General features: G+C 62.0%; 21 protein-coding genes. 8 read left to right on the top strand and 13 right to left on the bottom strand.

From position 1 onward, the window contains the following. Positions 1 to 15: 15 nt before the first annotated feature. Entirely contained in the window at positions 16 to 1,332 is a 1,317-nt protein-coding gene (locus KQ661_RS02650; protein WP_216679226.1) for an OmpP1/FadL family transporter, read from the bottom strand. A gap of 150 nt (positions 1,333 to 1,482) precedes the next feature. On the opposite strand from KQ661_RS02650, the gene lptB reads away from it, so the two are divergent. The 3 genes from lptB (at position 1,483) to KQ661_RS02635 (ending at position 4,303) form a co-directional block, all read left to right on the top strand. Continuing rightward, the gene (gene lptB / locus KQ661_RS02645) at positions 1,483 to 2,214 is read left to right on the top strand and encodes an LPS export ABC transporter ATP-binding protein (RefSeq protein WP_216685585.1); all 732 of its coding nucleotides are present in this window, start codon (positions 1,483 to 1,485) and stop codon (positions 2,212 to 2,214) included. A gap of 168 nt (positions 2,215 to 2,382) precedes the next feature. Further along, entirely contained in the window at positions 2,383 to 3,933 is a 1,551-nt protein-coding gene (locus tag KQ661_RS02640; protein ID WP_216685584.1) for a GH3 auxin-responsive promoter family protein, read from the top strand. A 136-nt stretch (positions 3,934 to 4,069) separates the two neighbouring features. After that, the gene (locus KQ661_RS02635; RefSeq protein ID WP_216685583.1) at positions 4,070 to 4,303 is read left to right on the top strand and encodes a hypothetical protein; all 234 of its coding nucleotides are present in this window, start codon (positions 4,070 to 4,072) and stop codon (positions 4,301 to 4,303) included. 17 nt (positions 4,304 to 4,320) lie between these two features. On the opposite strand, the gene KQ661_RS02630 is transcribed toward KQ661_RS02635, so the two are convergent. After that, on the bottom strand, positions 4,321 to 5,103 hold the full coding sequence (locus KQ661_RS02630) for a TIGR00266 family protein (RefSeq protein ID WP_216679222.1): 783 nt from the start codon (positions 5,101 to 5,103) through the stop codon (positions 4,321 to 4,323). 148 nt (positions 5,104 to 5,251) lie between these two features. Here KQ661_RS02630 and KQ661_RS02625 point away from each other — a divergent pair, with 148 nt between their 5' ends. Continuing rightward, positions 5,252 to 5,860, top strand: coding sequence for a toxin-antitoxin system YwqK family antitoxin (locus tag KQ661_RS02625; protein ID WP_216685582.1), 609 nt, complete (start codon positions 5,252 to 5,254; stop codon positions 5,858 to 5,860). Between the two features lie 196 nt (positions 5,861 to 6,056). Then, positions 6,057 to 7,169, top strand: coding sequence for an IS4 family transposase (locus tag KQ661_RS02620; RefSeq protein ID WP_216685581.1), 1,113 nt, complete (start codon positions 6,057 to 6,059; stop codon positions 7,167 to 7,169). 30 nt (positions 7,170 to 7,199) lie between these two features. On the opposite strand, the gene KQ661_RS02615 is transcribed toward KQ661_RS02620, so the two are convergent. Then, a complete protein-coding gene (locus KQ661_RS02615; protein WP_216679220.1) occupies positions 7,200 to 7,589 on the bottom strand; it encodes a hypothetical protein in 390 nt (129 codons plus the stop codon). Positions 7,590 to 7,788: 199 nt separating this feature from the next. On the opposite strand from KQ661_RS02615, the gene KQ661_RS02610 reads away from it, so the two are divergent. Further along, positions 7,789 to 9,429, top strand: coding sequence for a hypothetical protein (locus KQ661_RS02610; protein WP_216685580.1), 1,641 nt, complete (start codon positions 7,789 to 7,791; stop codon positions 9,427 to 9,429). A 10-nt stretch (positions 9,430 to 9,439) separates the two neighbouring features. On the opposite strand, the gene KQ661_RS02605 is transcribed toward KQ661_RS02610, so the two are convergent. The 7 genes from KQ661_RS02605 to KQ661_RS02575 all read right to left on the bottom strand — a co-directional run bounded on the left by KQ661_RS02605 (position 9,440) and on the right by KQ661_RS02575 (position 18,367). Beyond that, positions 9,440 to 10,138 (bottom strand): hypothetical protein, encoded by a 699-nt coding sequence (locus KQ661_RS02605; RefSeq protein ID WP_216685579.1) that lies wholly within the window; start codon positions 10,136 to 10,138, stop codon positions 9,440 to 9,442. A 266-nt stretch (positions 10,139 to 10,404) separates the two neighbouring features. Continuing rightward, positions 10,405 to 11,673: a kynureninase gene (kynU, locus tag KQ661_RS02600; RefSeq protein WP_216679217.1), complete on the bottom strand. Its 1,269-nt coding sequence runs from the start codon at positions 11,671 to 11,673 to the stop codon at positions 10,405 to 10,407. A gap of 64 nt (positions 11,674 to 11,737) precedes the next feature. Beyond that, a complete protein-coding gene (locus KQ661_RS02595) occupies positions 11,738 to 13,216 on the bottom strand; it encodes a hypothetical protein (RefSeq protein WP_216679216.1) in 1,479 nt (492 codons plus the stop codon). Positions 13,217 to 13,424: 208 nt separating this feature from the next. Further along, the gene (locus tag KQ661_RS02590) at positions 13,425 to 14,819 is read right to left on the bottom strand and encodes a hypothetical protein (RefSeq protein WP_216685578.1); all 1,395 of its coding nucleotides are present in this window, start codon (positions 14,817 to 14,819) and stop codon (positions 13,425 to 13,427) included. 235 nt (positions 14,820 to 15,054) lie between these two features. Further along, a complete protein-coding gene (locus KQ661_RS02585; protein ID WP_216679214.1) occupies positions 15,055 to 16,104 on the bottom strand; it encodes an amidohydrolase family protein in 1,050 nt (349 codons plus the stop codon). Positions 16,105 to 16,248: 144 nt separating this feature from the next. Continuing rightward, complete coding sequence (locus tag KQ661_RS02580) at positions 16,249 to 16,785, bottom strand: 3-hydroxyanthranilate 3,4-dioxygenase (RefSeq protein WP_216679213.1); 537 nt, start codon at positions 16,783 to 16,785, stop codon at positions 16,249 to 16,251. 31 nt (positions 16,786 to 16,816) lie between these two features. Further along, complete coding sequence (locus KQ661_RS02575) at positions 16,817 to 18,367, bottom strand: DUF2079 domain-containing protein (RefSeq protein WP_216685577.1); 1,551 nt, start codon at positions 18,365 to 18,367, stop codon at positions 16,817 to 16,819. A gap of 124 nt (positions 18,368 to 18,491) precedes the next feature. On the opposite strand from KQ661_RS02575, the gene KQ661_RS02570 reads away from it, so the two are divergent. Both KQ661_RS02570 and KQ661_RS02565 read left to right on the top strand, forming a co-directional pair. Beyond that, positions 18,492 to 19,283 (top strand): SDR family oxidoreductase, encoded by a 792-nt coding sequence (locus KQ661_RS02570; RefSeq protein WP_216679211.1) that lies wholly within the window; start codon positions 18,492 to 18,494, stop codon positions 19,281 to 19,283. Between the two features lie 83 nt (positions 19,284 to 19,366). After that, positions 19,367 to 20,110 (top strand): glycosyltransferase family 2 protein, encoded by a 744-nt coding sequence (locus tag KQ661_RS02565; RefSeq protein ID WP_317196061.1) that lies wholly within the window; start codon positions 19,367 to 19,369, stop codon positions 20,108 to 20,110. A 201-nt stretch (positions 20,111 to 20,311) separates the two neighbouring features. Here the strand turns inward: KQ661_RS02565 and KQ661_RS02560 are convergent, their stop codons facing one another. Genes KQ661_RS02560 through KQ661_RS02550 form a run of 3 tightly spaced genes read right to left on the bottom strand, consistent with a single transcriptional unit; the run spans position 20,312 to position 22,826 of the window. After that, positions 20,312 to 21,682 carry a hypothetical protein gene (locus KQ661_RS02560; RefSeq protein WP_216685576.1) on the bottom strand — a complete coding sequence of 457 codons (1,371 nt, stop codon included), beginning with the start codon at positions 21,680 to 21,682 and terminating at the stop codon, positions 20,312 to 20,314. Between the two features lie 45 nt (positions 21,683 to 21,727). Continuing rightward, a complete protein-coding gene (locus KQ661_RS02555; RefSeq protein ID WP_216679208.1) occupies positions 21,728 to 22,285 on the bottom strand; it encodes a hypothetical protein in 558 nt (185 codons plus the stop codon). Further along, on the bottom strand, positions 22,275 to 22,826 hold the full coding sequence (locus KQ661_RS02550) for a carbohydrate binding domain-containing protein (protein WP_216679207.1): 552 nt from the start codon (positions 22,824 to 22,826) through the stop codon (positions 22,275 to 22,277). Before KQ661_RS02550 ends, KQ661_RS02555 begins: the two co-directional genes overlap by 11 nt. Positions 22,827 to 22,987 lie beyond the last annotated feature (161 nt).

Raw genomic sequence — 22,987 nt, 5'->3', positions numbered from 1 at the left:
GTCGGGTGGGAGTGATTAAAACTTGTAGTGCAGGCCGATGCCGGGCACGTAAACCTGGGTTTTGTAGGTGCCGGCCAGGCGGTCGGTGGTGCCGTTGTCGAGCAGCTGGGCCTGGGTCTGGGTACGCTTGAGGAAGTCCTCGAACAGGAAGGACGCATCCACGCCGAAGTGCTCGGTTACCTGGTAGCTCAGGCCAGCCGTCAGGATTACGCGGTCGGCATCGGGCGTTTCGGGGCCCACGTACCCGTCTTTTACGGCCGTGAAGTCGTAGCTCGCGCCGGCCCGTACGGTCAGCTTGTCATCCACTTTGTACTGGCCGCCCAGGCGGAAGGCCAGCGCGTCCTGGTAGTAGCGCTTCGAGGAACTGAGGCTGCTGCCACCCACCAGACCGGTGTTAGCATCGGTAGCCGTGCCGGCGTTGCCGTTGTTGCCGCTGAAGCCAAAGTCCAGGGTGCGGTAAGCGCTCCAGAACGTGAGCGAGGCATCCAGACCGATGGTCAGTTTCTCGTTCGGCGTCACGCCAACGCCGATGTTGGCCACGGCCGGCAGCGGCAGCGTAGCCGTGAAATTGGTAGCCGTGAAGCTGCGGTTGATAAGTGCCGCGCTGGCACTGCCCGCCGCGGGCAGGCCCGAATAGGTCACGCTGCCATTGTCTACGGTTGCGTCAATTTTCGAGCGGTAGCTCACGCCCACGCTCAACTTCTCCGACGGCTTAAAGAAAATGCCGGCGTTGTAGCCGAACTGGGTCTTGGTTTTACCGTCGAGGGTGATGTGGCCCGTGCCGGTGGGCAGCGGAATATCCTTCTGCAGGTTCACCGAGCCGTAGGCCAGAATGGTGAGGCCCGCGCCCACGCTCAGCGTCGGCGTGATGGCGTAGGAAGCCGTGGGCTGCACATATATCGCTTGCAGCGTGATTTCGGTGAGGGCGTAGCGGCCTTCCCAGTCACTGGCGTATTTCAGCGTGCTGCCGTAGGGCGTGTACGCGGCAATACCAAACTTGTACTTCGCGTCCTTCGGGCCAAAGCTGGCGTAGAAGTTGAACGGAAACACCACCTGCTTCTCGAGATTGCGCTGCGGGGTGCTGTTGTCGCTGCGGAAACTCACGCGGGCCAGGGCAGCATTGAAGCCCACCTGCACGCCGTTTTCGCGCACCATGGCCAGGGCACCGGGGTTGTAGAACATGGCGGCCTGGTCGAGCGACAAGCCCACGCCTACGCCACCCATACCGATGTTTTTCTGTCCGCCAAGGTTTACCTGGAAGCCGCTGGCCGACGCCGCCGACGCGCTGACCAACAGGGCGCCCCCCGCGAGGAGTAGTTTTTTAACCGTCATAAAATGTGAGATTGAGGGTGGGTTAGATTGTGGGGGTTAAAAGTAGGGGAAAATTTTAAGGGATTTGTTAGGCAAGCCGAATAATTTGTTTCGTTCAATCGTTTGTTTGGCGGTTCTGCTCCCCTGCCGCTGCCCCCTACCTTTGTGCCCATGATTCTTCGCGCCGACCACCTCGTTAAAAAATACAAAGCCCGCACCGTCGTCAACGACATGTCGGTGACCGTGGAGCAGGGCGAAATCGTGGGTCTGCTCGGGCCCAATGGGGCCGGCAAAACCACCTGCTTCTACATGATGGTGGGTATGGTGAAGCCTAATTCCGGCCGTATATTTTTGGATAACACTGAGATAACGACTATGCCCATCTACCAGCGGGCGCGCCTCGGGGTGGGCTACCTGGCCCAGGAAGCCAGCGTGTTCCGCGACCTGAGCGTGGAGGAAAACATCATGGCCGTGCTCGAAATGACCAGCATGAAAAAACAGGCCCGGCAGGATAAGGTGGAGGAAATGCTCGAAGAGTTCAGCCTGACCCATGTGCGCAAAAACCTGGGCAAAGTATTGAGCGGGGGCGAGCGGCGCCGTACCGAAATAGCCCGCGCCCTGGCCGTAGACCCCAAATTCGTGCTCCTCGACGAGCCCTTTGCCGGCGTCGACCCCATTGCCACCGAAGAAATCCAGGGCATCGTGTCCAAGCTCAAGCACCGCAACATCGGCGTGCTCATCACCGACCACGACGTGAACTCCACCCTCAGCATCGTGGACCGCGCCTACCTGCTCTTCGAGGGCAAGCTCCTTAAAGCCGGCACCGCTGAAGAGCTGGCCGGCGACGAAACCGTGCGCCGTGTGTACCTGGGCAAGAATTTCGAGCTGAAGCGGAATGTGTAGTTTTTTTAAATGTGGGAAGGTGCTGGGTGTGAAAATGTGAAAATGAAATAAGCGAGATTGGCAGAAAAGCTGGCCTTGGTACTATTGTGGGCTAAAACCAGGCTCCACCCCCACAAATTCAGGCTCTTTCCTGCATTTCCACATCATCACATCTCCACATTAGTAAAGATGCTCGACCAGCTCGTCGCCCACGCCGTTCAACTCAGCAGCCTGCCGCGGCTGGCCCGCATCCGGCAGCAGCCGCATGAGGTGCAGGCGCGGCTGCTGCGGGGGCTGTTGGGGCGGGCGCAGGGCACGGAATGGGGCCGGCGCTACGGCTTTAGCGAGAAAATGACGCCTGCCGAGTTTGCCCGCCGCGTGCCCGCCAACACCTACGAGCAGCTGTATCCGGAGCTGGAAAAGGTGCTGCGGGGCCAGCCCGATGTGCTGTGGCCCGGCCGCCCGCAGTGGTTTGCCAAGAGCAGCGGCACCACCAATGCCCGCAGCAAGTTTATCCCCGTCACGGCCGAGGCCCTCTACCACTGCCACTACCGCGCCGGGCGCGATATGCTGGCCCTGAGCACCCATCTCTACCCCCGCGAGCGGCTGCTGGCCGGCAAAACCCTGTCGTTGGGCGGGGCGCACGCGCCCAACCCGTTCCGGCCCCACGAGCCGGCCTCGCGGGTGGGCGACGTGTCGGCCGTCATCATGGCGCAGCTGCCGGGCTGGGCCGAGCGGCTGCGCACGCCGCCGCTCAAGCTGGCACTACTGGAGGAGTGGGAAGAGAAGATTGAGCGCATTGCCCGGCACGCCCTGCGGCAGGATGTGCGGGTGCTGGCCGGCGTGCCCACCTGGATGGTGGTGCTGCTACGCCGCGTGGTGGCCCTGGCCGGAGCCGACAACATTACCCAGGTGTGGCCGCAGCTACGGCTGTTTTTGCATGGCGCGGTGGCGTTTGGGCCGTACCGCGAGCTTTTTCGACAGCTTATTCCGGATGCGCGCATGCGCTACCTCGAAATCTACAACGCCTCGGAGGGCTACTTCGCCTTGCAGGACGAGCCTGAGGGCGAAGACCTGCTGCTGCTGCTCGACCACGGCATCTACTACGAGTTTCTGCCCGCCGACCAGTGGGCCGCGCCCGACCCGCGCCCCGTGCCCCTGGCCGAAGTGGAGCTGCACCGGCCCTATGCCTTGGTCATCAGCACCAACGCCGGCCTGTGGCGCTACGTGGTGGGCGACACCGTGCGATTCACCTCGCTGGCCCCGTACCGGGTGCGTATTACTGGCCGTACCAAGCACTTTCTCAATGCCTTCGGCGAAGAAGTGGTGATTGAAACCGCCGAGGCCGCCGTAGCCGCCGCCAGCCACGCCACCGGTCTGCTGGTGCGCGATTTTACGGCCGCTCCGGTCTGGTTCACGGCCGACAGCGCCACCTCGCGGGGCGGGCACGAGTGGGTGATTGAGTTTGCCGACGCGCCCGTTGTGCCCGACCTGGCCCGGTTTGGGGCCGTGCTCGATGCCACCCTGTGCGCGCTCAATTCCGACTATGCCGCCAAGCGTCACCGTAGCTTGGCCCTGGCCCCGCCCAGGGTGCGGGCCGTGCCCGGCGGCACCTTCGAGGCGTGGCTGGCCCACCAGGGCAAGCTGGGTGGCCAGCACAAAGTGCCGCGCCTGCTCAACTCGCGCGAGGTGCTGGAGGCCGTGCTGCGCGCTGCCAGCGTAGCCGCACGACAGGCGTAGTAATCAATTTGATAATCTGCTAATCATCATTTGTGGAGCCAAATAGGCGTTTGGTAAAGATTGTTTAGACTTTAGTCGAGTCATAGTGATATATATTGGAATTTAGGCAGTAATATTACCGTTGCATTCCCGCCCAATGTTCTATACCACCGAATTACCAACTGCCCAGAAGTCAGCTTATAAGCGCCCTTATAAGTCCCGCCAGCAGCGTCGCGAAACCGACCGCCGCAAGCATGATGAATCCAGCGATGTTAAATTTTTGGTGCGCGTAGGCGTGGGCGTGGCCCTCGTGCTGGCCCTGACCCTGGCATTTATGCTCAAGGGGGCCATGAGCCCCGCCGAGCCCGTGACTACCGGAGCGCAGCAATAGTAGCCCCGAAGCCGCTGCTATTCGTCCATCATCCCATTAAACAGGCCGCCCAATACGCCGCCGCTTTCTTTTTGGGAATTGCCGCCGCCCGGGGCCAGTGCCCGGATGAGCTTTTTGACGGGCATGGACTGCAGCCACACGCGGCCACTGCCGCGCAGGGTGGCCAGCAGTAGCCCTTCGCCACCAAATATCATGGATTTGAGGCCGCCCGCCCGGGCCACGCTGAAATCAATGCCCGGCTCGAAGGCCACCACGCAGCCGGTATCCACGCGCAGCAGCTCGTTGTTGAGGCGCTTTTCGATGATGGTGCCGCCCGCGTGCACGAAGGCTTTGCCGTCGCCGGTCAGCTTCTGCAAGATGAAGCCCTCACCGCCAAACAGGCCGGCTCCTAGTTTCTGGTTGAAGTGCAGGCTGATTTTGGTGCCCCGCGCGGCGGCCAGGAACCCATCTTTCTGCACGATGAGGCCGGCGGGCATCTCCCGCAAATCGACCGCGATGATGGTGCCGGGATAGGGAGCCGAAAAGGCCACTTTACTCTTGCCAAAGCCACCCCGGTGCGTGAAGTGCGTGAGAAACAGCGACTCGCCGGTGATGAGGCGCGTGCCGGCCGAGAATAGCTTGCCCATCAGGCCCTGGTCGGGCTCGGAGCCATCGCCCATCTTGGTTTCAAAGGCAATGGCTTCTTCCATGTACACCATGGCCCCGGCCTCGGCAATGACGGTTTCGTTGGGGTCGAGCTCAATTTCGAGCACCTGAATATCGGAGCCGAGGATGCGGTAGTCAACGTCGTGGGAAGTCATGGCAGCGGGAATGGTTGGGGTAGCCAAAGATATAGGTGAAGGGCTATTTGCAATGGGATGAATAGCGACGGGCGCAATATTTTTTTGCAAATGCGTTGAAAAGGCTTCTGTTAACTAGCTTTATAGTTAGCTCCTTTTTCTTCCGCCGATGACGTCCTTCCGACTCCCGTTACTGCTTGTATTCAGTGCCTTACTGAGCGGCTGCGTCGGCTCACGCTTTGCGCTTGCGCCGCCCGCGTGGGCCTTTTGGCTGCCCAACCGCTTCGACCGGCATGGCCTCGAAACCGGCCGCTGGCGCACCTACTACGACGATGGCCGCCACCGGCCCCATACCGCCGGGCGCTACCGCCACGGCCAACCGGCCCGCACCTTTCAGTACTACGACCCAGCAGGCCAGCTTGACCGCACCGAAACCTACCGCAAGGAGGGCTACTGTGAGGTGAGCTACTGGCATCCGGGCGGGCAACTGGCCCGGCGCGGCCCGGCCCAGTGGGTAACCGGTAAGGGCCAGGTCCCGCGCTTCTACTGGTACGGCACCTGGACGAGCTACGCGCCCGATGGGCAGATTTCGGCCGTGCAGACCTATGCCGATGGCAACATCACCCGCGCCGAAACCTACGAGAACGGCCAGCTCACGCAGATTGAAACCTTCGACCGGAACAAGCGCACCCGCCTCGAAACCTATGCCGACGGCCAGCTCATCAAAGTAGAGTCCTTTGAAAAAGGCCTGCGCATCGGCACTACCAATACGCTGTGATTAATGGACTTACGCAGTTGAAACACTAACCAGCTGAAAAACAGCAATGTAACAAACATGCGTCTTGAATGCAAGTCGTTGATTTTCAGGTTACACAGCTTTTGAAGTGCGTAACTCTACCCTACTAAATTTTAGGGCATAAAAACGGGGCAGCCCGACCTTTGGGGTTCCAACCACCAAAAACCCGTTCTGCCCCGTGAAGCAACACTTCGCCGCTAAAATTACGACGCTTTTGCAACAGGCCCCGTTTGTGGGCCACTTGTCCCGCCAAAAGTTTGTGGGCCAGTTTATTCTTGGCCTGATAAAGAGCCGCAACGTGCAATTCGGCGAGGTGGCCCAGCACCTCAATGACGCGGCCAAGCCCGCCTCGAACGAAACGCGCATTCAGGACTTTTTCCGCGAAGTAGACCTCAATTACGTACTGGTGGCCAAGCTTTTACTGAGTTTGTTGCCTGCGCAGGGCAAGCTGCGCTTATGCCTCGACCGCACGGAGTGGGACTTCGGCCAGTGCCAGGTGAACATCCTGCTCGTCACCGTCGGCACGGGCGAGGTCCACGTGCCCCTTTATTGGCACCTACTCGACAACCGCAGCGGCAACTCCAACGCCGCCGACCGCATCGCGGTGCTCGAAAAATGCGTGGCCTTGCTGGGCAAAGACCGCATCGGCCTGGTCGTGGGCGACCGGGAATTTGTCGGCCATGCGTGGTTCAAGTGGCTCAAAGACAACGGGCTTAATTTTGTCATGCGCCTGCCCAAGCACCACTGCCTGACCCACGCCGACGGCCGCCGGCAGGCCGTGGCCGACCTGGGCCTGGTGCCGGGGCAGGTGCGCCGCTTCGCTCACGTGCAGGTCGACGGGGTTTGGGGGCAGGTCTGGGTCAAGGCCGTGGCGGCGGACGCGTTTGTCTTCCTGTTTGCCACGGCCGGCCTGAACCACCTCGCGCAACTCTATGCCAAGCGCTGGACGATTGAGCAATGCTTTCAAAATCTGAAAGGGCGGGGCTTTAACCTGGAAGCCACCCACTTGCGCTGTTTCCAAAAGCTGCGCAAGCTCGTGGCCCTGGTCAGCCTGGCCTACGCGTTTTGTCTGGGCGTGGGCGCGGCCGCCCACGGCGGCCGCCAGCCCATTGCCCGCAAAAACCACGGCTACCGGGCCGCCAGCCTGAGCCGCCACGGCCTCAATCTGCTCCGCCAACTCGCCCGCCCGCTGACCCTGCCCGAGGACCCATTGGCCTGCTTGGTTGAAACGCTACTGAACTGGATTACGAGGCAACTTGCTAAAAATCAATTACTAAAAATAGTAGGGTAGAGTAGAAGTGCGTAAGTCCTACATTAAAAACTATTCCTCTGATGGGGGTTCGCCGCGGGTGTCGGCGGTTTCCTTTTCGGGGTCTCCAACGGCTTTTTTGCGTTTGGCCTCGCGGCTGGTGCGCTTGATGAAGTCCTCATCCGACTCTTCGGGCTCGGCCTGGCCGTCTTCGATGGGGAAGTTTCCATCTTCGGGGTCATCATCGCCGGCCTTTTCGCCGAACTGGCCGGCGCGGTCCACCAGCTTTTTGTCGCGCACGTGGCGGCCCAGAAACTGATTTATCTGCTCGATGGAGTAGTTGGAGGTGATTTCGCCCAGTGGGTTCACCCCAATCTCAAAGCCTTCGAGCTCTTTGTGCACGCGGGCCTTTTTGGCGGGGTCGGTAGCAGCTTTTTTGGGTTTGACGGGTTTCTTGGCCATGATGGGAGGGAGCAGAAGCAGGGAGTACTCTAGGACTGTACGCGAAACTGCCCCGGTGGGTGGCAGCCCCGGCCGATAACAGGCAGGCCCGCCAGGTAAAATTGCTGCCCGAGTGGGAAGGCTAGGTCCTGGCGAAAGTACTTTTGAGAAGTTTTTGGCCGGTACTACCCAAAACCGCCTTTCCCACTGGTCAGCCCTCATGCTTCCTCTCCCCCTGCGCACTTTTTTTGCCGCTCGGCAGCGCTCCTTCTACGTACGGCTTTATTTTGGTCTGCTGCTGTTGGTGGGCCTGTTTTGCTACAAAGACTACGGGGTATCGTGGGATGAGCCCGTGGACCGTACCAACGGCATGGTGAGCGCCAAGTACGTGGGGGGGCTCGTGGCACCAGAATGGACGAGCAACCAGGCGGCGTTTACCGACACGCCCGACATTCACGGCTACCGGGAGAACGACCACGGCGTGCTCTTTGAAATGCCGTTGGCCTTTGTCGACCAGCTCATTGATATCCGCGACTCGCGCACCTACTACCTGCTCCGGCACTTTGCCGTGTTCCTCGTATTTTTGGCCGGCACCTGGGCCTTGTACCACATTGGGCGCGTGCGCTTTAATAGCTGGCGGCTGGGCTTGCTGCTGAGCACGCTGCTGGTATTATCGCCCCGCTTCTTTGCCGAAGCCTTCTACAACGGCAAGGACATTGTATTTCTGGCATTTTTTACGTTGGGCGCCTACACGCTGGTGCGCCTGCTGCAACGGCCGTCGCTGGCCCGCGCGGCGGTGCACGGCGTGGCCACGGCGGCGGCCATCGACGTGCGTATTCTGGGTATTCTGCTCATTGCGCTCACCGTGGGCATGGTGGGCCTGGAAGTGCTGTTCGGGGACGATGCCAAGGCTCGGCGCTGGCAATTTGCCCGGGCGCTGCCGGTTTTTGGCGTGGTGGTGGTGGTGGCTGTTATCATCGGCTGGCCTTATTTGTGGGAGGCCCCGGTTGACAACTTCCTGACCTCGCTCGAAAACATGAAGCGTTTTCGCTGGGACGGGGAGGTAATCTACCTGGGCGAGCGGGTTTCGACGCTGGCCCTGCCGTGGCACTACGCGCCGGTCTGGATTGCCGTTACCACGCCCGTGGCCTACATCGTGGCCTTCCTGCTGGGCTCAGTGGCCACCGGCTACGCGTTGCTGCGGCACCCCATTGCCACGCTGCGCACTTTCGAGGGGCGGCTGGACGTGTTGTTCATCGGCTGGTTTGCGCTTCCCATTATCATGGTAATTGCGTTGCAATCGGTCATTTACGACGGCTGGCGGCATCTGTACTTTGTGTATCCGGCCCTGCTGCTGGTGGCCTTGCGCGGGGCCCGGGCACTGTGGCAGCAGGGGCAGCGGCTGCGCTGGCTGCGGCCGGTGGCGGTAGGAGCCGCCGGGCTGGCCGGGCTCGAAATGGTGTACACTGTTGGGCGCATGGTGCAGGCCCACCCCCAGGAGCAGGTGTACTTCTCCTTCCTGCCGGGCGAGGAAGCTGACCGGTTGTTTGAGCGCGATTATTGGGGGCTCTCGTACCGGCAAGGGCTGGAGTGGGTGGCGCAGCACGACCCCGCCGTCCAACTCAACGTGATGGGCCAGAACGGGGGGCTTATTGAGAACAACCTCGCCATTATGAAGCCCGAGGTGCGGGCGCGTTTCCGGGTGTGGCAGCCGGGCCAGGAGCAGGAGGCCGGCAAGCAGCTCTACTTTCTGGGAGCATACCGCACCCATCCCGAGGCGTATCCGCCGAGCTTAGGGGGCGAGATATACACCCTGAAGCCCTACGGGGTCACGGCGCTGTCGGTGCTGCACCCGTGGTAAGCCGACGGCCCTACTCCTTCGGTATCATGCGCTCAAATTCCTGCTGCATTTCCTTGGGCTGCTGCTTCAGCATATAGGATTGGAAGTGCTGGGCCCCGTAAGCCAGGGCAAAGCACAGCAGTAGCGGCGGTAGCCAGCTACGGTTGCGGTACACCGGCTGCCCCACGTAGCGCGGCCAGAACCACAGCACGTAAGCCAGAATAGCGGGCAGGTTAAACAGCGGCCCGTACCACGGGCTCAGGCCGTAGCGGGGCAGGGCCCAGCTCAGGGCCAGCACCCCGGCCAGCAGATAGGTCACAATGAAGACCACCAGCCCCAGTAAGGCCTGCTTGCGGCCCAGCCGCCACAGGTTGAGGCCCAGTAGCACGCCGCCTGCTATAAAGGTGAATGGAATGGAAAACAGCACGATGGTCACCGGCGAATACAGCGCGGGCGCAGTTTCATCGGGTTCAATGGCATCGGGGGTTTCAGCCGGCCGGGTCCGGTCTTGCGCAGCTTCGGCGGCGGCTTCGTCGAGGGGGCGCTGGGCGGCGGCTCCGGCTTCGAGGGCGGGGCGCAGGGCGGCTTCCTCGGGGGCGGGCTGGCCCCGGCGGCGCAGCTCATCGAGCGCGGCGAGCACGGCGGCCTCGCGGTACTGGACATGGCCGGTCACGTATTCGCGCAGGGCCACGTCGGTTTTGAGCAGCATCTTAGCGGCGTAATCTTCCATCTTTTCTAGTTAAGAGTTGTGAGTTAAAAGTTGTGAGTTGAAAACTGGAGTTGTTGGAGTTGTTTAGAAAGTCACAAAAGGTACTCAAACGGTCATTCAGAGCGCAGCATCTTGCTCGCCTCGTTGAACGGGCCTGAGGATGCGAGCAAGATGCTTCGCTGCGCGCTGCATGACCGTTCGGGGACTTTCTAAACAGCTTCGTTGAATGAAAACGGGGCTTGGCAGTCATCGGCAGCAAGGCGGTTTCAACTCACAACTCCTAACGCTTAACTGAAGAAGCGCGCCAGCGCCGCGCCCACCCGTTCCACATCCTCAAACGAATTATAGAGCGGGACGGGTGCCAGGCGGATGACATTCGGTTCGCGCCAGTCGGCGATGATGCCCTGGGCGGCCAGGAAATCGAATAGCTCGCGGCCCCGCTCGTGCACCAGCACCGAGAGCTGGCAGCCGCGCTGGGCCGGGTCGGCGGGCGTGATGATTTCGAGCTTATTGGCCGGCAGGCCCAGGCCGTGGATGAGGCTTTCGAGGCGGGCGGTGAGCTGCTCGCTTTTGCGGCGCAGCGCGGCCATGCCCCCGGCCCGGTCCACGATTTCGAGGCTGGCGCGGTGAATGGCCATTGGGAAAATCTGGGCGTTGGAGAGCTGCCAGCCGGCCGCGCCGGCCATGGGCCGGAAGCCTTTTTTCATCTGGAAGCGCACCGAGGCATCGTGACCCCACCAGCCGGCCAGCCGCACAAGGTCGGGCCGCTGGGCAAACCGCTCGTGCACAAACACGCCCGAGGTGCCGCCGGGGCCGGAGTTGAGGTACTTATAGGTGCACCAGCAGGCAAAATCCACATCCCAGTCGTGCAGGTGCAGTTCCAGGTTGCCGGCGGCATGGGCCAGGTCGAAGCCCACGTAGGCCCCCACGGCGTGGCCCGCCCGGGCAATGGCGGCCATGTCGAAGGCCTGCCCGGTGTAGTAGTTCACCCCGCCGATGAGGACGGTGGCCAGCGAGTCGCCCAGCTCCGCGATTTTGGCTTCAATGTCTGCTGTGCGCAGGGTGTGCTCGCCGGGGCGCGGTACCAGCTCCACAATGGCCTCGGCGGGGTCGAGGCCGTGCAGGCGGGCCTGGCTTTCGATGGCGTACTGGTCCGATGGAAATGCGCCGCCTTCCATCAAAATCTTGTAGCGCGAGCCCGTGGGGCGGTAAAACGACACCAGTAGCAAGTGCAGGTTTACGCTCAGGTTGTTCATCACGACTACCTCCAGGGGCAGGGCGCCCACCAGCCGGGCCGTGGCCTCGGTGAGGGTGTCGTGGAAGTGCATCCAGAACGAGGGGGCCTGAAAATGGCCTTCCACGCCCAGCCGCTCCCAAGTGGCAAACTCCTGCTCGACGGCGGCTCGGGCAGCTTTCGGCATCAGCCCCAGCGAGTTGCCGCAGAAGTAGGCGCAGGGCCGGCCATCGGGGCCGGGCGGCAGGTGAAACTCCTGGCGGAAAGCGGCCAGCGGGTCGGCAGCGTCGAGGTGGGCGGTGGAGGGGGCCAAAGGATTCATGACTGAGTGGTAATAAGCCGCCGAAACGGCAGGCGGGCAAAAAATAGCGTTGTTTGGCAGGGAGTTACCACGTCACGACTTTTGGCGGCCCGACTTCCGGCCGCTGCCATTTGAAAACGTAGCGAGGAGCTTTGTCCAGGCTGAGCTGCATATTGGTCGATACGATGAAGCAGCTCACTACCACGGTGGCATACAGGGCCACGCCGGCCAGGTGCTGACGCAGGTCGCTGCGCCGCCAGAAGGCCAGCGGCTGCGCCCCAAACGCAAAGCCCGCGTAAAGAATGAGGTGTATCGGCAATAGAAAGCGGCATTCCATGGCCACCGGCAGCGTAGCCAGGCACGGGCCGAGAAAGGCTGCCAACACTAGCGCAATGGGCACATAGCTGCGCCAGGGCCGACGGCGCACCCGACTGGCGAGCACACAGAAGCCCCCAAATAAAACCGTGTAATTCAACCAGGCAAGGCCCCAGGTAGAAGCATAAACCCGCTGAACGTACGGGGTGGTATACTGTAAATCCAGGCCATTGAACAAGTGAACCAACCATATGGAAGCCACCGTGAGCGGGGCCGATTGGGCAATTTGCCCGTACTGCGCATAGGTGGTTAGTCTGTTCAGGCCACTATCTGTCCACAGCTGATAACCTTCTCTGCTCCCAAAAACCATGGGCGGAATCGGGTAGTCGGCGGCTATGCTGGTTTCGTATTTCTGGTAGCGCAGCCCCCACTCCAGCTGATTAAGATACAAGCTGGGCTTCCCGGGCCGGTCGGTGAGCACAAATGGGCTGCGAACGCCAAAATGCTCTTGGTTGACGGCTACCTGGGGAGCCATTACCAGGGCCATGCCCGCTACCACGGCCAGCCCGCGGAACCAGACCAGCCATTGGGGCCGTGCTGCCCCGGGCTGGGGCCACAGGCTGAGCAGGAGCACTAGCGGCAGCGTGGCCGCATATACCGGCCGGAAATTAGCCGCCGCTGCCACGCACAGGCCCACCAGCAGCCCGCTCCCCACCGACCGGCTCCGCACGGCCATCCACAGGCCGCCGGCCAGTGCCAGCAAGGCCGGAAAATCGCTGAGCGGAAAATTGAAGTAGCCACGCCAGAACGCAAAGCCCAGGGCTCCAAGCATTAGGCGCCGGCCCAGGGGCACCGGTGGGCTGCCCATCGGCTGGAGCGCCCGCCACAGGCCGGGCATCACCACGCCAAAGAGCAGGCCCGCCGTAACTGCCCCCATGGCCCTGGTCAAATCGAGCGGGGTCAGGGCGACGTGCTGAAGCAGCCAAACCAATCCCGAGAGCAGCAGTGGAAACAGGTAGCCCCGCAACACGCTGTCGAAAGCCAGAAAGCGGAAATCTCCGTTGGCCCGGTATTTCTCGGCTAGCTGCCAGTACTCTTTCGCATCGTAGATAATAGGTAGCGGTTCACTGCTAAGTAAATAAATGGAAAACAGGAGGGTCAGGACCAGCCAAGCCAGCCAGCCCGGATGGCGGCCGACCCAGGCAGTGATGCGGGAAGGGGAAGTGGTTGCAGCGGAATTGGGTAGCATTCTAAAAGGCATTATTCACATTAAGTCAAGCGTACTGGTCCGACGGGAGCGTGCCACCTTCCATCAGAATTTTGTAGCGCGCGCCGGCGGGGTGGTAAAACGACCGTAGCAGCAGCAGGTGTGGGTTCACGGTCAGGGTGTTCATCACCACCACTCCAGGGGTGTAAAGGTCGGAGCAAAGGCCGCGCCGATGCTAACAAAATATGGCCTACCACGACCCCGGCACGGGCTCCTGCCACTTGAAAAGCAGGCGGGGCTTCGCTTCCAGCTGGCGCTGGGTACTGGCCGAAACCGCAAAACTACCCACCACCAACAGCCCGTAGAGGGCGAAGCCGGCGGCCCGCCGGCCCAGCGAAGCCGCCCGCCATTGCCGCAGCGGATGAGCCCCAAAGGCAACCATGGCGCACAACAGCAGGTGCAGCGGCATCAGAAACCGGCATTCCATCACCACCGGCAAGGTAGCGGCGCACGGCCCCAGTAAAATGAGCAACACAATAATGGCCGGGCCGCGGGACCACGTAAGCCGCCGCCAGCCCAGCCGAACCAGCACTAATATTCCGGTGATGAGCACCAGGTAGTTGGTGAGGGCCAGGGCAGAGGTGTTGACAAATATGGCCTGGGGATAGGGCGTTGGGTATTGCAGGTCGAGCCCGTTGAAAAGGTGCCGGAGCCAGAGCGCCAGCAGCGGCCCCGGGTAGTGGCCGGCCATGGCCAAGTAGTCCGCAAACGACATGTCGGGCGGCAGCTGGGCCTCGGTGGCCAGGGCATCGCCGGTGGCATCCCGAAACACCACGCTGGGAGTGGGGTAGTCTACCCCCACCGTCGTTTCGTATTTCTGGATGAACAGTCCCCCGTGCACCTGCGAGAGGTACAGGTTGGGGCTGTCGGGCGGGGCCGTGAGCACCAGCGGGCTATTGCTGTCGAAATGCGCCCGATTGATGAGCAGTTGGGGAGCCAGCACCAAGGCAACGCCGAGCAGGAAAGTGCCCCCCCGCACCCAATGCAATGCCCCGAGCCACCTGCCGCCAGTAGTAGGCCGCTCGCGGGGCCACACGCTCAATAGCAGCACGAGGGGCAGGGTGGCCGCATATACGGGCCGAAAGTTGAGGGCTGCCCCCACCGCCATACCGGCTAATAAGCCGCCCCAAACCAACTGCCGGTGCCGCAACAATGCCCAGATGCCCGCCAGCAGGGCCAGCAACGCCGGAAAATCGGTGAGGGCAAAGTTGAAATAGTCGCGCCACATCAAAAAGCCCAGCAGGCCAAATACCAGCCGGCGGCCCAGCGGCACGGCCGGGGCCAACGGCCCACGCAGCGCGCGCCACAACCCGGGCCCCACCACGCCAAACAGCAGCACCGCCGTGCCGAGCCCAAACCCCCGGGTGATGTTAATCGGCTTCCAGCCAAAGTAGGCCGTGAGCAGGGTGAAAGGCGAAATTAGCAGGGGAAACAGATAGCCCCGCAGAATATTGTCGAAGGATAGCAGCTCGACGCGGCCGGTGCCCCAGTATTTGTTGGCCAGTTCCCAGTAGCCCTGGGCATCGTAATGGTTTTCGTGGTATCGGTTGGTATACAGGTGAATGCCGAACAGAATGCCGAGCAATACAACCGCCCCCCAGGCAGGGTGCTGAGCAAACCAGGCGGCAGCCCGCTTCCGCGCCGGTTGGGGGGCGACGGGGGCAGGGGGGAGGACTTGTGACAAGTGGTTGGAAGGATAGAAGGCTTGCGCCGGGCAGCAGGAAAGGGTAATCCGTAACAAAATAAAGTGCCACCACGCAGAGATGAGCCCGGCGTTAGCATCCACGCTCAGCAACGTACTTTGTGGCGGGGGCAGGCGCTTACCGCGCGGCCGTCAGCGGATGAGAAGAGTACCCAAACTGCCCGGCCGTCAGCCCCAGCCAGTCCAGCGCGTTCTGGCCCAGCATCCGGGCTTTGATGTCGTCTGAAAACGGCATGGACTTGATGAGCTGGCCCGGCTCCAGCTCGCCCAGCGGAAACGGGTAGTCGGTGCCGAGCGTGATTTTATCAGCCCCCAGGGTTTTCATCAGGTAGTCGAGCATCAGCGGGTCGTGCACCAGCGAATCGACCCAAAACTTGCCCAGGTACCGGCGCGGGTTGTGCGGGTTGTCGACGGCGCAGAGGTCAGGCCGCACCTGCCAGCCGTGCTCGATGCGCCCAATGGTGCTGGCAAATGAGCCCCCGCCGTGGGCCACGGCCACGCGCAGGTTGGGCAGGCGCTCCAGCACCCCGCCAAATATGAGGGAGCAGAGGGCCAGCGTGCTTTCGGCGGGCATGCCCACCAGCCAGGGTAGCCAGTATTTGGGCATTTTCTGCTGGGCCATCATGTCCCAGGGGTGCACAAATACGCAGGCACCCAGCTCCTCGGCGGCGGCGAAGATTTCGAATAACTCCGGCGCGTCCAGGTTCCAGTCGTTCACATGCGAGCCAATCTGCACGCCGGCCAGCCCGATTTTCATGCAGCGCTCCAGCTCCCGGATGGCCAGGTTGGGGGCCTGCATCGGGATGGTGCCCAGGCCCACGAAACGGGTAGGGTAGCGCCGCACCACGTCGGCAATGTGGTCGTTGAGCAACTGGCTGAGGTCGAGGCAGTCCAGCGGCTGGGCCCAGTAGCTGAACATGACGGGCACCGTACTCAGTACCTGCACCTGCACCCCAAACTGGTCGTACTCGCGCATCCGCACCTGCGGGTCCCAGCAGTTGTCCTGCACTTCGCGGAAGAACTTGTCGTCCTGCATCATGCGAGCGCAGCAGGGCTTGTGGTGGTCGAGCCGGATAAAGCCCCCGTAGCCATACCGCTCGTGCAGGTCGGGCCAGCGCTCGGGCAGAATGTGGGTGTGGATATCGATGCTGAGAGGGTGGGGCAACACGGCGGGGCGGGCGAGGGGGGTGGAGGTGGGGTGGGGAAAAAGACCGTCATGCTGAGCGCAGCCGAAGCCTCTCTACTGCGCAAGTAATCAGATTTACTGTTGCGGTAGAGGGGCTTCGACCGCGCTCAGCATGACGGTCGGCAATTATTCGGCGGCTGGCACTACCGGTGCGGGCGCCTCCATATAAGTGCCGCACACCTTGCAGGTGCGCAGGTCGTCGTTGGCCCAAAAGGCATTCATGATGGGCGGCAGCTGGGCCACGATGTCGGTGATTTCGGCAAATTCCTCATATAGTTTGTTGCTGCAGTTTTCGCAGTACCATTGGAAGCCGTCGAGCTCGCCGGCGGTGCGGTAGCGCTCCAGCACCAGGCCCACGGTGCCGGCCGGGCGGCGTGGCGAGTGGGGCACGTAGGGCGGCAGCAGAAACATCTCGCCTGGGCCGATGGTGATATCGACCGGCTGGCCGTCCTCGATGATTTTCACGGTCATCGTGCCCTCAATCTGCCAGAACAGCTCCTCGCCGGCATCCACGTGGTAGTCTTTGCGGGCGTTGGGGCCGCCCACCACCATCACGATGAAATCCTGGTTGCTTTTGAAAACCTGCATGTTGCCCACCGGGGGCTTCAGCAAATGGCGGTGTTCATCAATCCACTGCTGGATGTTGAAAGGGCGGGCTATCATGGGTGGGGTGGGGTTAGTTGCAGGGGCTAATTTACTGCCGGGCACCCGGCCCGCGCGTGGAGTCACTTCCGCCCATACCCCGACGCTCGAAAAAACGCCGATTGGGCACAGGCAGCGGGTGGATACGCTGCAATATCCGCAGGGGCGGCTGGTCCAGCAACATGCGCCAGCGGCTACTACCTTGGTATTCGGTCAGCTGCGAATCGAGGGCGGCTACAGTGAGCGGGTAGGTCGACTCTAGGCGCAAGGCTACGATGTAGTCGGCATCGCCCACGTAGGGAAACTGGTAGATGTAGGGTCGGGCCGCCAGGTGGGGCACCAGAGGCGAGGTAGCACTTACCCGCGCGTTGGCCGGTATCAGGGCCAGGGCCCGATGTACCGCTCCGGCATCAAACTCGCGATGATAGTGCCGGCTACGGAAAAACTGGGCCGCACTCTTGTCGTACCCGTGCGCTTTGCGTACCTGCATCGATACAATGGTGGCGGCAAGGGCCAGCGTGGCCGCGCCTATGGCCAGCCACTTGGCACGGCGAGGGGTGGCCGGGGCCAGCCAGTGGCTCAGGGCGGCATGCAGCACGGGCACGAACTCTACCGAGTATTGTGCACTAATGCCCCAGTGTGCAATATTGCCCGACAGCAGCTTCTGCCCATAAATGGGGGCCAGCATGAGCAGGTAGGCCGGGCGGCGCAGCAGGGCCAGGCCACCCGAGAGCAATACCATGATGTGCAGCTCGGCCTTCACGTAGTCGCCGTTGGGGTCGGCCAGGTGGTTTTTGAATAGCAGCCCCAGTACGTAGCTTGGCCGCGTAAGCAGCGTATTCAGGGCCTCGCCCGCCGAGCGCCCCACCGCAACATACTGCTGTTGGTAGAGGTAAGCATCGCCCGAGCCCAGGCCCGGAATAATGAGCTTGACCACGACCAGGAAATAAACGGCCGTTGCCCCGGCCACGGCCAGCGCCCAGCGCCGCCGCGCCGGCTCGCGCCAGTGCAGCACGGCCAGCCCCAGGGCAATAAAAACCAGCCAGAGCGCCATGTTTTCCTTGCTGGCCGCCATCAGCACGGCCACCCCGGTGGCTCGGCCGCGGCGGTCGGCTTCGAGCCAATACAACAGCCAGGGCAGCAGCATGGCGGCCAGCACATTGTCGTGGTAATCAAACGCCAGGGCCGAATAAATGCCCCAGGTACTCAGAAACAGCACTAAAAGGCCCAGCGCCGCGCCCGCCTGCCGGCCCTGAGTGCGCAGCAGGTGCAGCCGGTAGGCGCCGTAGCCGCCGCCCAGCACCAGCGTAATTTGCACCAGCACCAGCGTGTAGGAGCCAAACAGGTAGTATAGTGGGGCATACAGCAGCTGCACCAGCGTGAAATGGTCGCCGAGCAAATTGTTGTAGCGCATCACCGAGTTGGTGTTCAGGCGCAGGTGCGCGTAGTCCCACAGGGCCTGGTTATAAATGCCCAGGTCGTAGGCGTAAGTCCGAAACAGGTAATGATTCACCAGCGCCAGCGAGCCGTAGGCCGCGCCAAAAATGGCCACTATCAGGAGCGCTACGCGGCGGTTTGGTAGCTTTGCTTGCGATAAAAACATGGAATAAACGCGTAGAATGAGCGGGAAGCCGCCGGCTGGCTTGCAGGCCCGTTGAACCCGCCTGCGCGAGCTCCGCTACAAAGCAACATCTCAATCCCCTTTGCCCCATCCCCAGCCCCTGACTATGGCCCTTCCTCTCTCCTCCCGCTGCGCCCTGGTGGGCGGCTCCACGCAAGGTATCGGCCGTGCCGTGGCCGAAGCCCTCGCGGCCCAGGGCGCTACCGTCACGCTGCTGGCCCGCAACGAAACCACGCTGCGCGAAGTGGCCGCCGCCCTGCCCATACCCGCCGGCCAGACCCACGACTACCTGGTAGCCGATTTCGACGCCCCCAGCCACTTGGCCGAGGTGGTGCAGGCCTACCTGGCCACACACGCCAATGGCTTTCAGATTCTGGTGAACAACACGGGTGGACCGGCCGGTGGCCCCTTGCTCGATGCCCCGATAGACGCCCTGCTAATAGCTTTTAACCAGCATGTTATCTGCAATCACTTGCTGGCGCAGGCGGTGGTGCCGGGCATGCGGGCCGCCGGCTTCGGGCGCATTATCAACATTGTGAGCACCTCGGTTAAGATTCCGTTGGCTGGCCTGGGCGTGAGCAATACTATTCGCGGGGCGGTGGCCAGCTGGGCCAAAACCCTGGCCAACGAGCTGGGCCCCCACGGCATCACTGTGAACAATGTGCTGCCCGGCGCCACCCTTACTCAGCGCCACACGTCCCTCATCGAGAAAAAAACGGCCCAGACCGGCCAGACCACCGCGGCCATCGAAGCCGACATGCTGAAAGCCATCCCGGCCCGCCGCTTTGGCCTGGCCGAAGATGTAGCGGCGGCTGTCGCATTTCTGGCCTCGCCGGCGGCCGGCTACATCACCGGCACCAGCGTGCCCGTGGATGGGGGCCGCACGGGCACGCTATAGGTGTTCGTTTTCAGTTGTTAGTCCGGTGCTTAAAAAAAGCTCGGCAACCAACAGCGAACCACTAGCTTTACGGCTCCTTTGTCGTGCCCAACCTTTTTCCTGTGGTAAAATTCGATACGCTTTCCATCGTTATTCCGGTCTACAACGAGGCCCGCACTATTCACCAGATTCTGGATTTGCTGCGCGAGCTGAAGCTGGTGAATAATATCGGCAAGGAAATTATTCTCGTCAACGACTGCTCAACGGATGCTTCCGGCGAGCGCATTCGGGCCTACGCGGCGCGCTACCCCGAAATGGGCCTGCGCCTGCTGGAGCACCCCGAAAACAAGGGCAAGGGCGCGGCGCTGCACACCGGCATCCGCGAGGCTACCGGCGACTACGTCATCATTCAGGATGCCGACCTGGAGTATGACCCCGAGGAATATAACCTGTTGATAAGACCGGTATTGAAGGGCTTTGCCGACGTGGTATTCGGCTCCCGGTTTATGGGCGGCAACCCGCACCGCATCCTGTTCTTCTGGCACAGCATCGGCAACAAGATGCTCACCTTCATGTCGAACATGATGACCGACCTGAACCTGACCGACATGGAAACCTGCTACAAGATGTTTCGGCGCGACATCATTCAGGGCCTGGTGCTGGTCGAAAACCGGTTCGGCTTCGAGCCCGAGGTAACCGCCAAAGTGGCCCGGGTGAAGGACACCCGCATTTACGAAGTCGGCATCAGCTACTACGGTCGCACTTACGCCGAGGGCAAAAAAATTGGCTGGCGCGATGGGTTTCGGGCCATCTATTGCATCATTAAATACGGCCTGCTGGGTCAGTAGGCCGCCGGGCTTACCCGCTTGGCTCGGTACTTCATATGTCGGTTGGGTGTAGGGGCGGGGCTTGTCCCCGCCCATCGTTGAACGAAATCCGTCGGAATGGCGCGAACAACGGGCGGGGGCAAGCCCCGCCCCTACACCCAACCGACAACCTGCCAAAGTAGAGCTATGAAGTACCGCGCCAAGCGGGTAAGCCTGGCGGTCCTACGCGGCGGTGGCCGGCACCAGCGGCGGCAGGACCGCCGGCGCGCGCTTATCGGCCCGGGGCGTGGTGGTGGCCAGCCCGGCCCCGGTCATCATCACCACAAATACCGAAATGAACAGGCCCAGCGACTCCAGGTAGGCGTAGGGCGTCTGGATAAAAGCGTAGAACGTGGCCAGGTAGAACTTTAGCGCGATGAGGGCGAAAATGCGGTAGTCGAAGCGGTGGCGGAAGTAGTAGTAAACCCCGGCCGCCAGCACCACCGCTCCTATTGAAAGCAGGGCATCGGCCGCCTGAATAAGGCTGATGCGGGCATTCAAATCATCGGGGCCGTAGGTGAAGAACCACGCGGCCAGGCCCACGCCGCCGAAGAGCTGCGGCGGCAGGCCCCCGGCCCCGTCGGTGCGGCCCCACTCGCCGAGGGTCGAAATGCGGTATTCGCTCAGCGCGTGGGTGAAAATCGTCCAGTCTTTGCTCAGGAAGGGCACCACGTAAATGCCCACGATGCCGGCCAGCACCAGCCCGGCCACTAACAGGGCGTGGCGGCGGCCCTCCTCACGCCACAGCACCCACAAATAAAACGGCACCCAGAACACCACCGAGTAGCGCGATAACAGGCACAGCACCAGGGCGGCCCCCTGCAACAGCGCCGACCGGCTCAGCACGCTGGCCGCCAGAATGCAGTAGTAGGCAATGATGGTGGGCTCGACGGGGTGCGCGTACAGCTGCCCATCGCGGGAGATGAGGCGGTAGAGCACGTAGGCTGGCAGGGCCACCTTGAGCAGGAAATTGACCAGGCTGAGGGGCTGCCGCGCCAGCGTGGCCTGGTAAGCGCCAAACCCCACCAACAGCAAAATGCCCAGCGCCCACCAGCGGTAGTCGATGCCCAGCTGGTCGGCGGGTACGTAGGGCAGCCACTGGAGCGGTAAGTGGTTCGGAAACAGCGGGTACGGCAGGGTGGTGATGTAGCGGTACACCACCTCGCCCGCGCGAAACCGGCTCACGTCGGCCTGGAGAATAGGGATGATGTCGGACGAGCGCACGTCGATGGCCTGCGTCGCAATAATCGGGGCCTGCACATAAAGCACCTGCACGGCACCGAGCAACAGCCCAATCCAGGCCAGCGGAAAGCGGCGGCTGGTGCGCTCCGCATCGGCCGGGGCCACGGGGCGGTCGAGCCAGTAGAGGGCCGCAAACCCGCACAGGAACACCGAGGACAGGTAGAACAGCACCGGGTTCAGAAACGGGCCATAGTTCAGGCGCAGGTCGGTGAACAGGCGCAGCTCGGCCCAGAAGCTGAGGTAGAGCCCCCCTTGCCACAGCCAGGCGCGCCGGAATGGGCCCACGGCCCCCAAAGTTGGAAGAAAACGCATCAGCAGAAAGGATGTGGCCCGCGCAACGTGCCGGCCCGGCAGCAATTACTCCAGGGCCTTCACCCGCAAGTCGTCAAGGTAAGCCGTTGCCTGGGTAGCATTGCGCCACAGGAAAATGCGCAGGTGCGCATCGCCGGGCAGGCCCGCCGGAAAGGCAAACTCCTGCCGGACGCGGGTCCACTTCGCGGTTTCCTTCACCTGGTCGGCCAGCTTGATGCTGCCCGCAAAGCCCATGCGGCTGTCGGGGCCGGCCAGGGGCACCTGCACTTCGAGCGAAGCGGCGGCCTCCGGCGTGGGCAGATACACCCAGGCTTCCACGGCCACACCCTTGAGCGTGTGCACGCTGGCATCGCGCAGGGGCAGGTCGAAGGTCAGGCCGTATTCGCGCTCGGGGCCCACGTAGGTGGCAAACTGCCCGGAGTGCGCGTGGTCGCGGGTGAGGCTGGAGGCATCGGGCAGCCAGCCGCGCATGGCCTCAAAGTCGTTGTCCGTCACGTAGTCGCCCACCCAATGGCCGGCGTCGGACCCGGAGCAGGCCGCAACGAAGCACAGGAGCCCCGCTGCGGCCAGCCGGCCGATTTTTCGGAGAAGTTTATTCGCCAACGCTCAGGGTCATATCATCAACATAGACCGATTCGCTGTTGCCGGCCCGCCACAGGTAGCATTTCAGGTGATTGGTCGACTGCACCGAATCGGGCAGGGTAAAGGTCTTCGACACGTGCTGCCAGCTCTTGTACTTGGTCACGTCTTTGCTCAGGTCGATGCCACCGTAGTATACTGCCGTGTTCACCATGGTGGAGTGGTTGATGGAAACCACCAGGGTGCTGGACGCCTGCGCGTTGGGCACCCAAACCCAGGCCGAGAGGGTCAGCTCCTTTATTTTCGTCGGGCTCATCTGGCCCAGGGTCTGCGAGTAGGTGTAGGCATACTCGTTCTGCGGCCCGGTTTTTATCGAATATTTGCCCGAATGGGCCTTTTCGGTGTTCACGCTAATGTCGGTGGTGCCGCCCCAGCCCAGTACCGCTTCAAAATCGTTGTGGGTTACCAGGGTGCCCTTCACCTTGTCTTCGTCTTTGGAGCAGGAAACTAACAGCAGACTGGTGCCGGCCAGTACGACCAGCGAATTGAGAATATTTTTTCTCATTGTATTAAAGTGGATGGAGAATAATGGGGGTAAAACTACAGCATTCAGCCCACTCACCCTGCTCTTGGCCGAACGAGAATTAGTAGCCCGCACTAATAAATACGGGGAAATAAGGAATTGTAAATTTGGCAACTACCACCAGATGCCGGGTTGCGGACCGT

Origin of the sequence: Hymenobacter siberiensis (assembly GCF_018967845.1) — a bacterium.
GTDB classification, from domain to species: domain Bacteria; phylum Bacteroidota; class Bacteroidia; order Cytophagales; family Hymenobacteraceae; genus Hymenobacter; species Hymenobacter siberiensis.
Note: the sequence above shows the minus strand (reverse complement) of the source record. Positions and strands in the feature narration are given on the sequence as shown.

Coding starts and splice junctions, on each gene's coding strand:
- KQ661_RS02560 (WP_216685576.1), bottom strand. CDS start 21,682: ATGCGTTTTCTTCCAACTTTGGGGGCCGTGGGCCCATTCCGGCGCGCC.
- kynU (WP_216679217.1), bottom strand. CDS start 11,673: ATGAATCCTTTGGCCCCCTCCACCGCCCACCTCGACGCTGCCGACCCG.
- KQ661_RS02625 (WP_216685582.1), top strand. CDS start 5,252: ATGACGTCCTTCCGACTCCCGTTACTGCTTGTATTCAGTGCCTTACTG.
- KQ661_RS02615 (WP_216679220.1), bottom strand. CDS start 7,589: ATGGCCAAGAAACCCGTCAAACCCAAAAAAGCTGCTACCGACCCCGCC.
- KQ661_RS02570 (WP_216679211.1), top strand. CDS start 18,492: ATGGCCCTTCCTCTCTCCTCCCGCTGCGCCCTGGTGGGCGGCTCCACG.
- KQ661_RS02630 (WP_216679222.1), bottom strand. CDS start 5,103: ATGACTTCCCACGACGTTGACTACCGCATCCTCGGCTCCGATATTCAG.
- KQ661_RS02595 (WP_216679216.1), bottom strand. CDS start 13,216: ATGCTACCCAATTCCGCTGCAACCACTTCCCCTTCCCGCATCACTGCC.
- KQ661_RS02650 (WP_216679226.1), bottom strand. CDS start 1,332: ATGACGGTTAAAAAACTACTCCTCGCGGGGGGCGCCCTGTTGGTCAGC.
- KQ661_RS02640 (WP_216685584.1), top strand. CDS start 2,383: ATGCTCGACCAGCTCGTCGCCCACGCCGTTCAACTCAGCAGCCTGCCG.
- KQ661_RS02635 (WP_216685583.1), top strand. CDS start 4,070: ATGTTCTATACCACCGAATTACCAACTGCCCAGAAGTCAGCTTATAAG.
- KQ661_RS02580 (WP_216679213.1), bottom strand. CDS start 16,785: ATGATAGCCCGCCCTTTCAACATCCAGCAGTGGATTGATGAACACCGC.
- lptB (WP_216685585.1), top strand. CDS start 1,483: ATGATTCTTCGCGCCGACCACCTCGTTAAAAAATACAAAGCCCGCACC.
- KQ661_RS02610 (WP_216685580.1), top strand. CDS start 7,789: ATGCTTCCTCTCCCCCTGCGCACTTTTTTTGCCGCTCGGCAGCGCTCC.
- KQ661_RS02550 (WP_216679207.1), bottom strand. CDS start 22,826: ATGAGAAAAAATATTCTCAATTCGCTGGTCGTACTGGCCGGCACCAGT.
- KQ661_RS02575 (WP_216685577.1), bottom strand. CDS start 18,367: ATGTTTTTATCGCAAGCAAAGCTACCAAACCGCCGCGTAGCGCTCCTG.
- KQ661_RS02605 (WP_216685579.1), bottom strand. CDS start 10,138: ATGGAAGATTACGCCGCTAAGATGCTGCTCAAAACCGACGTGGCCCTG.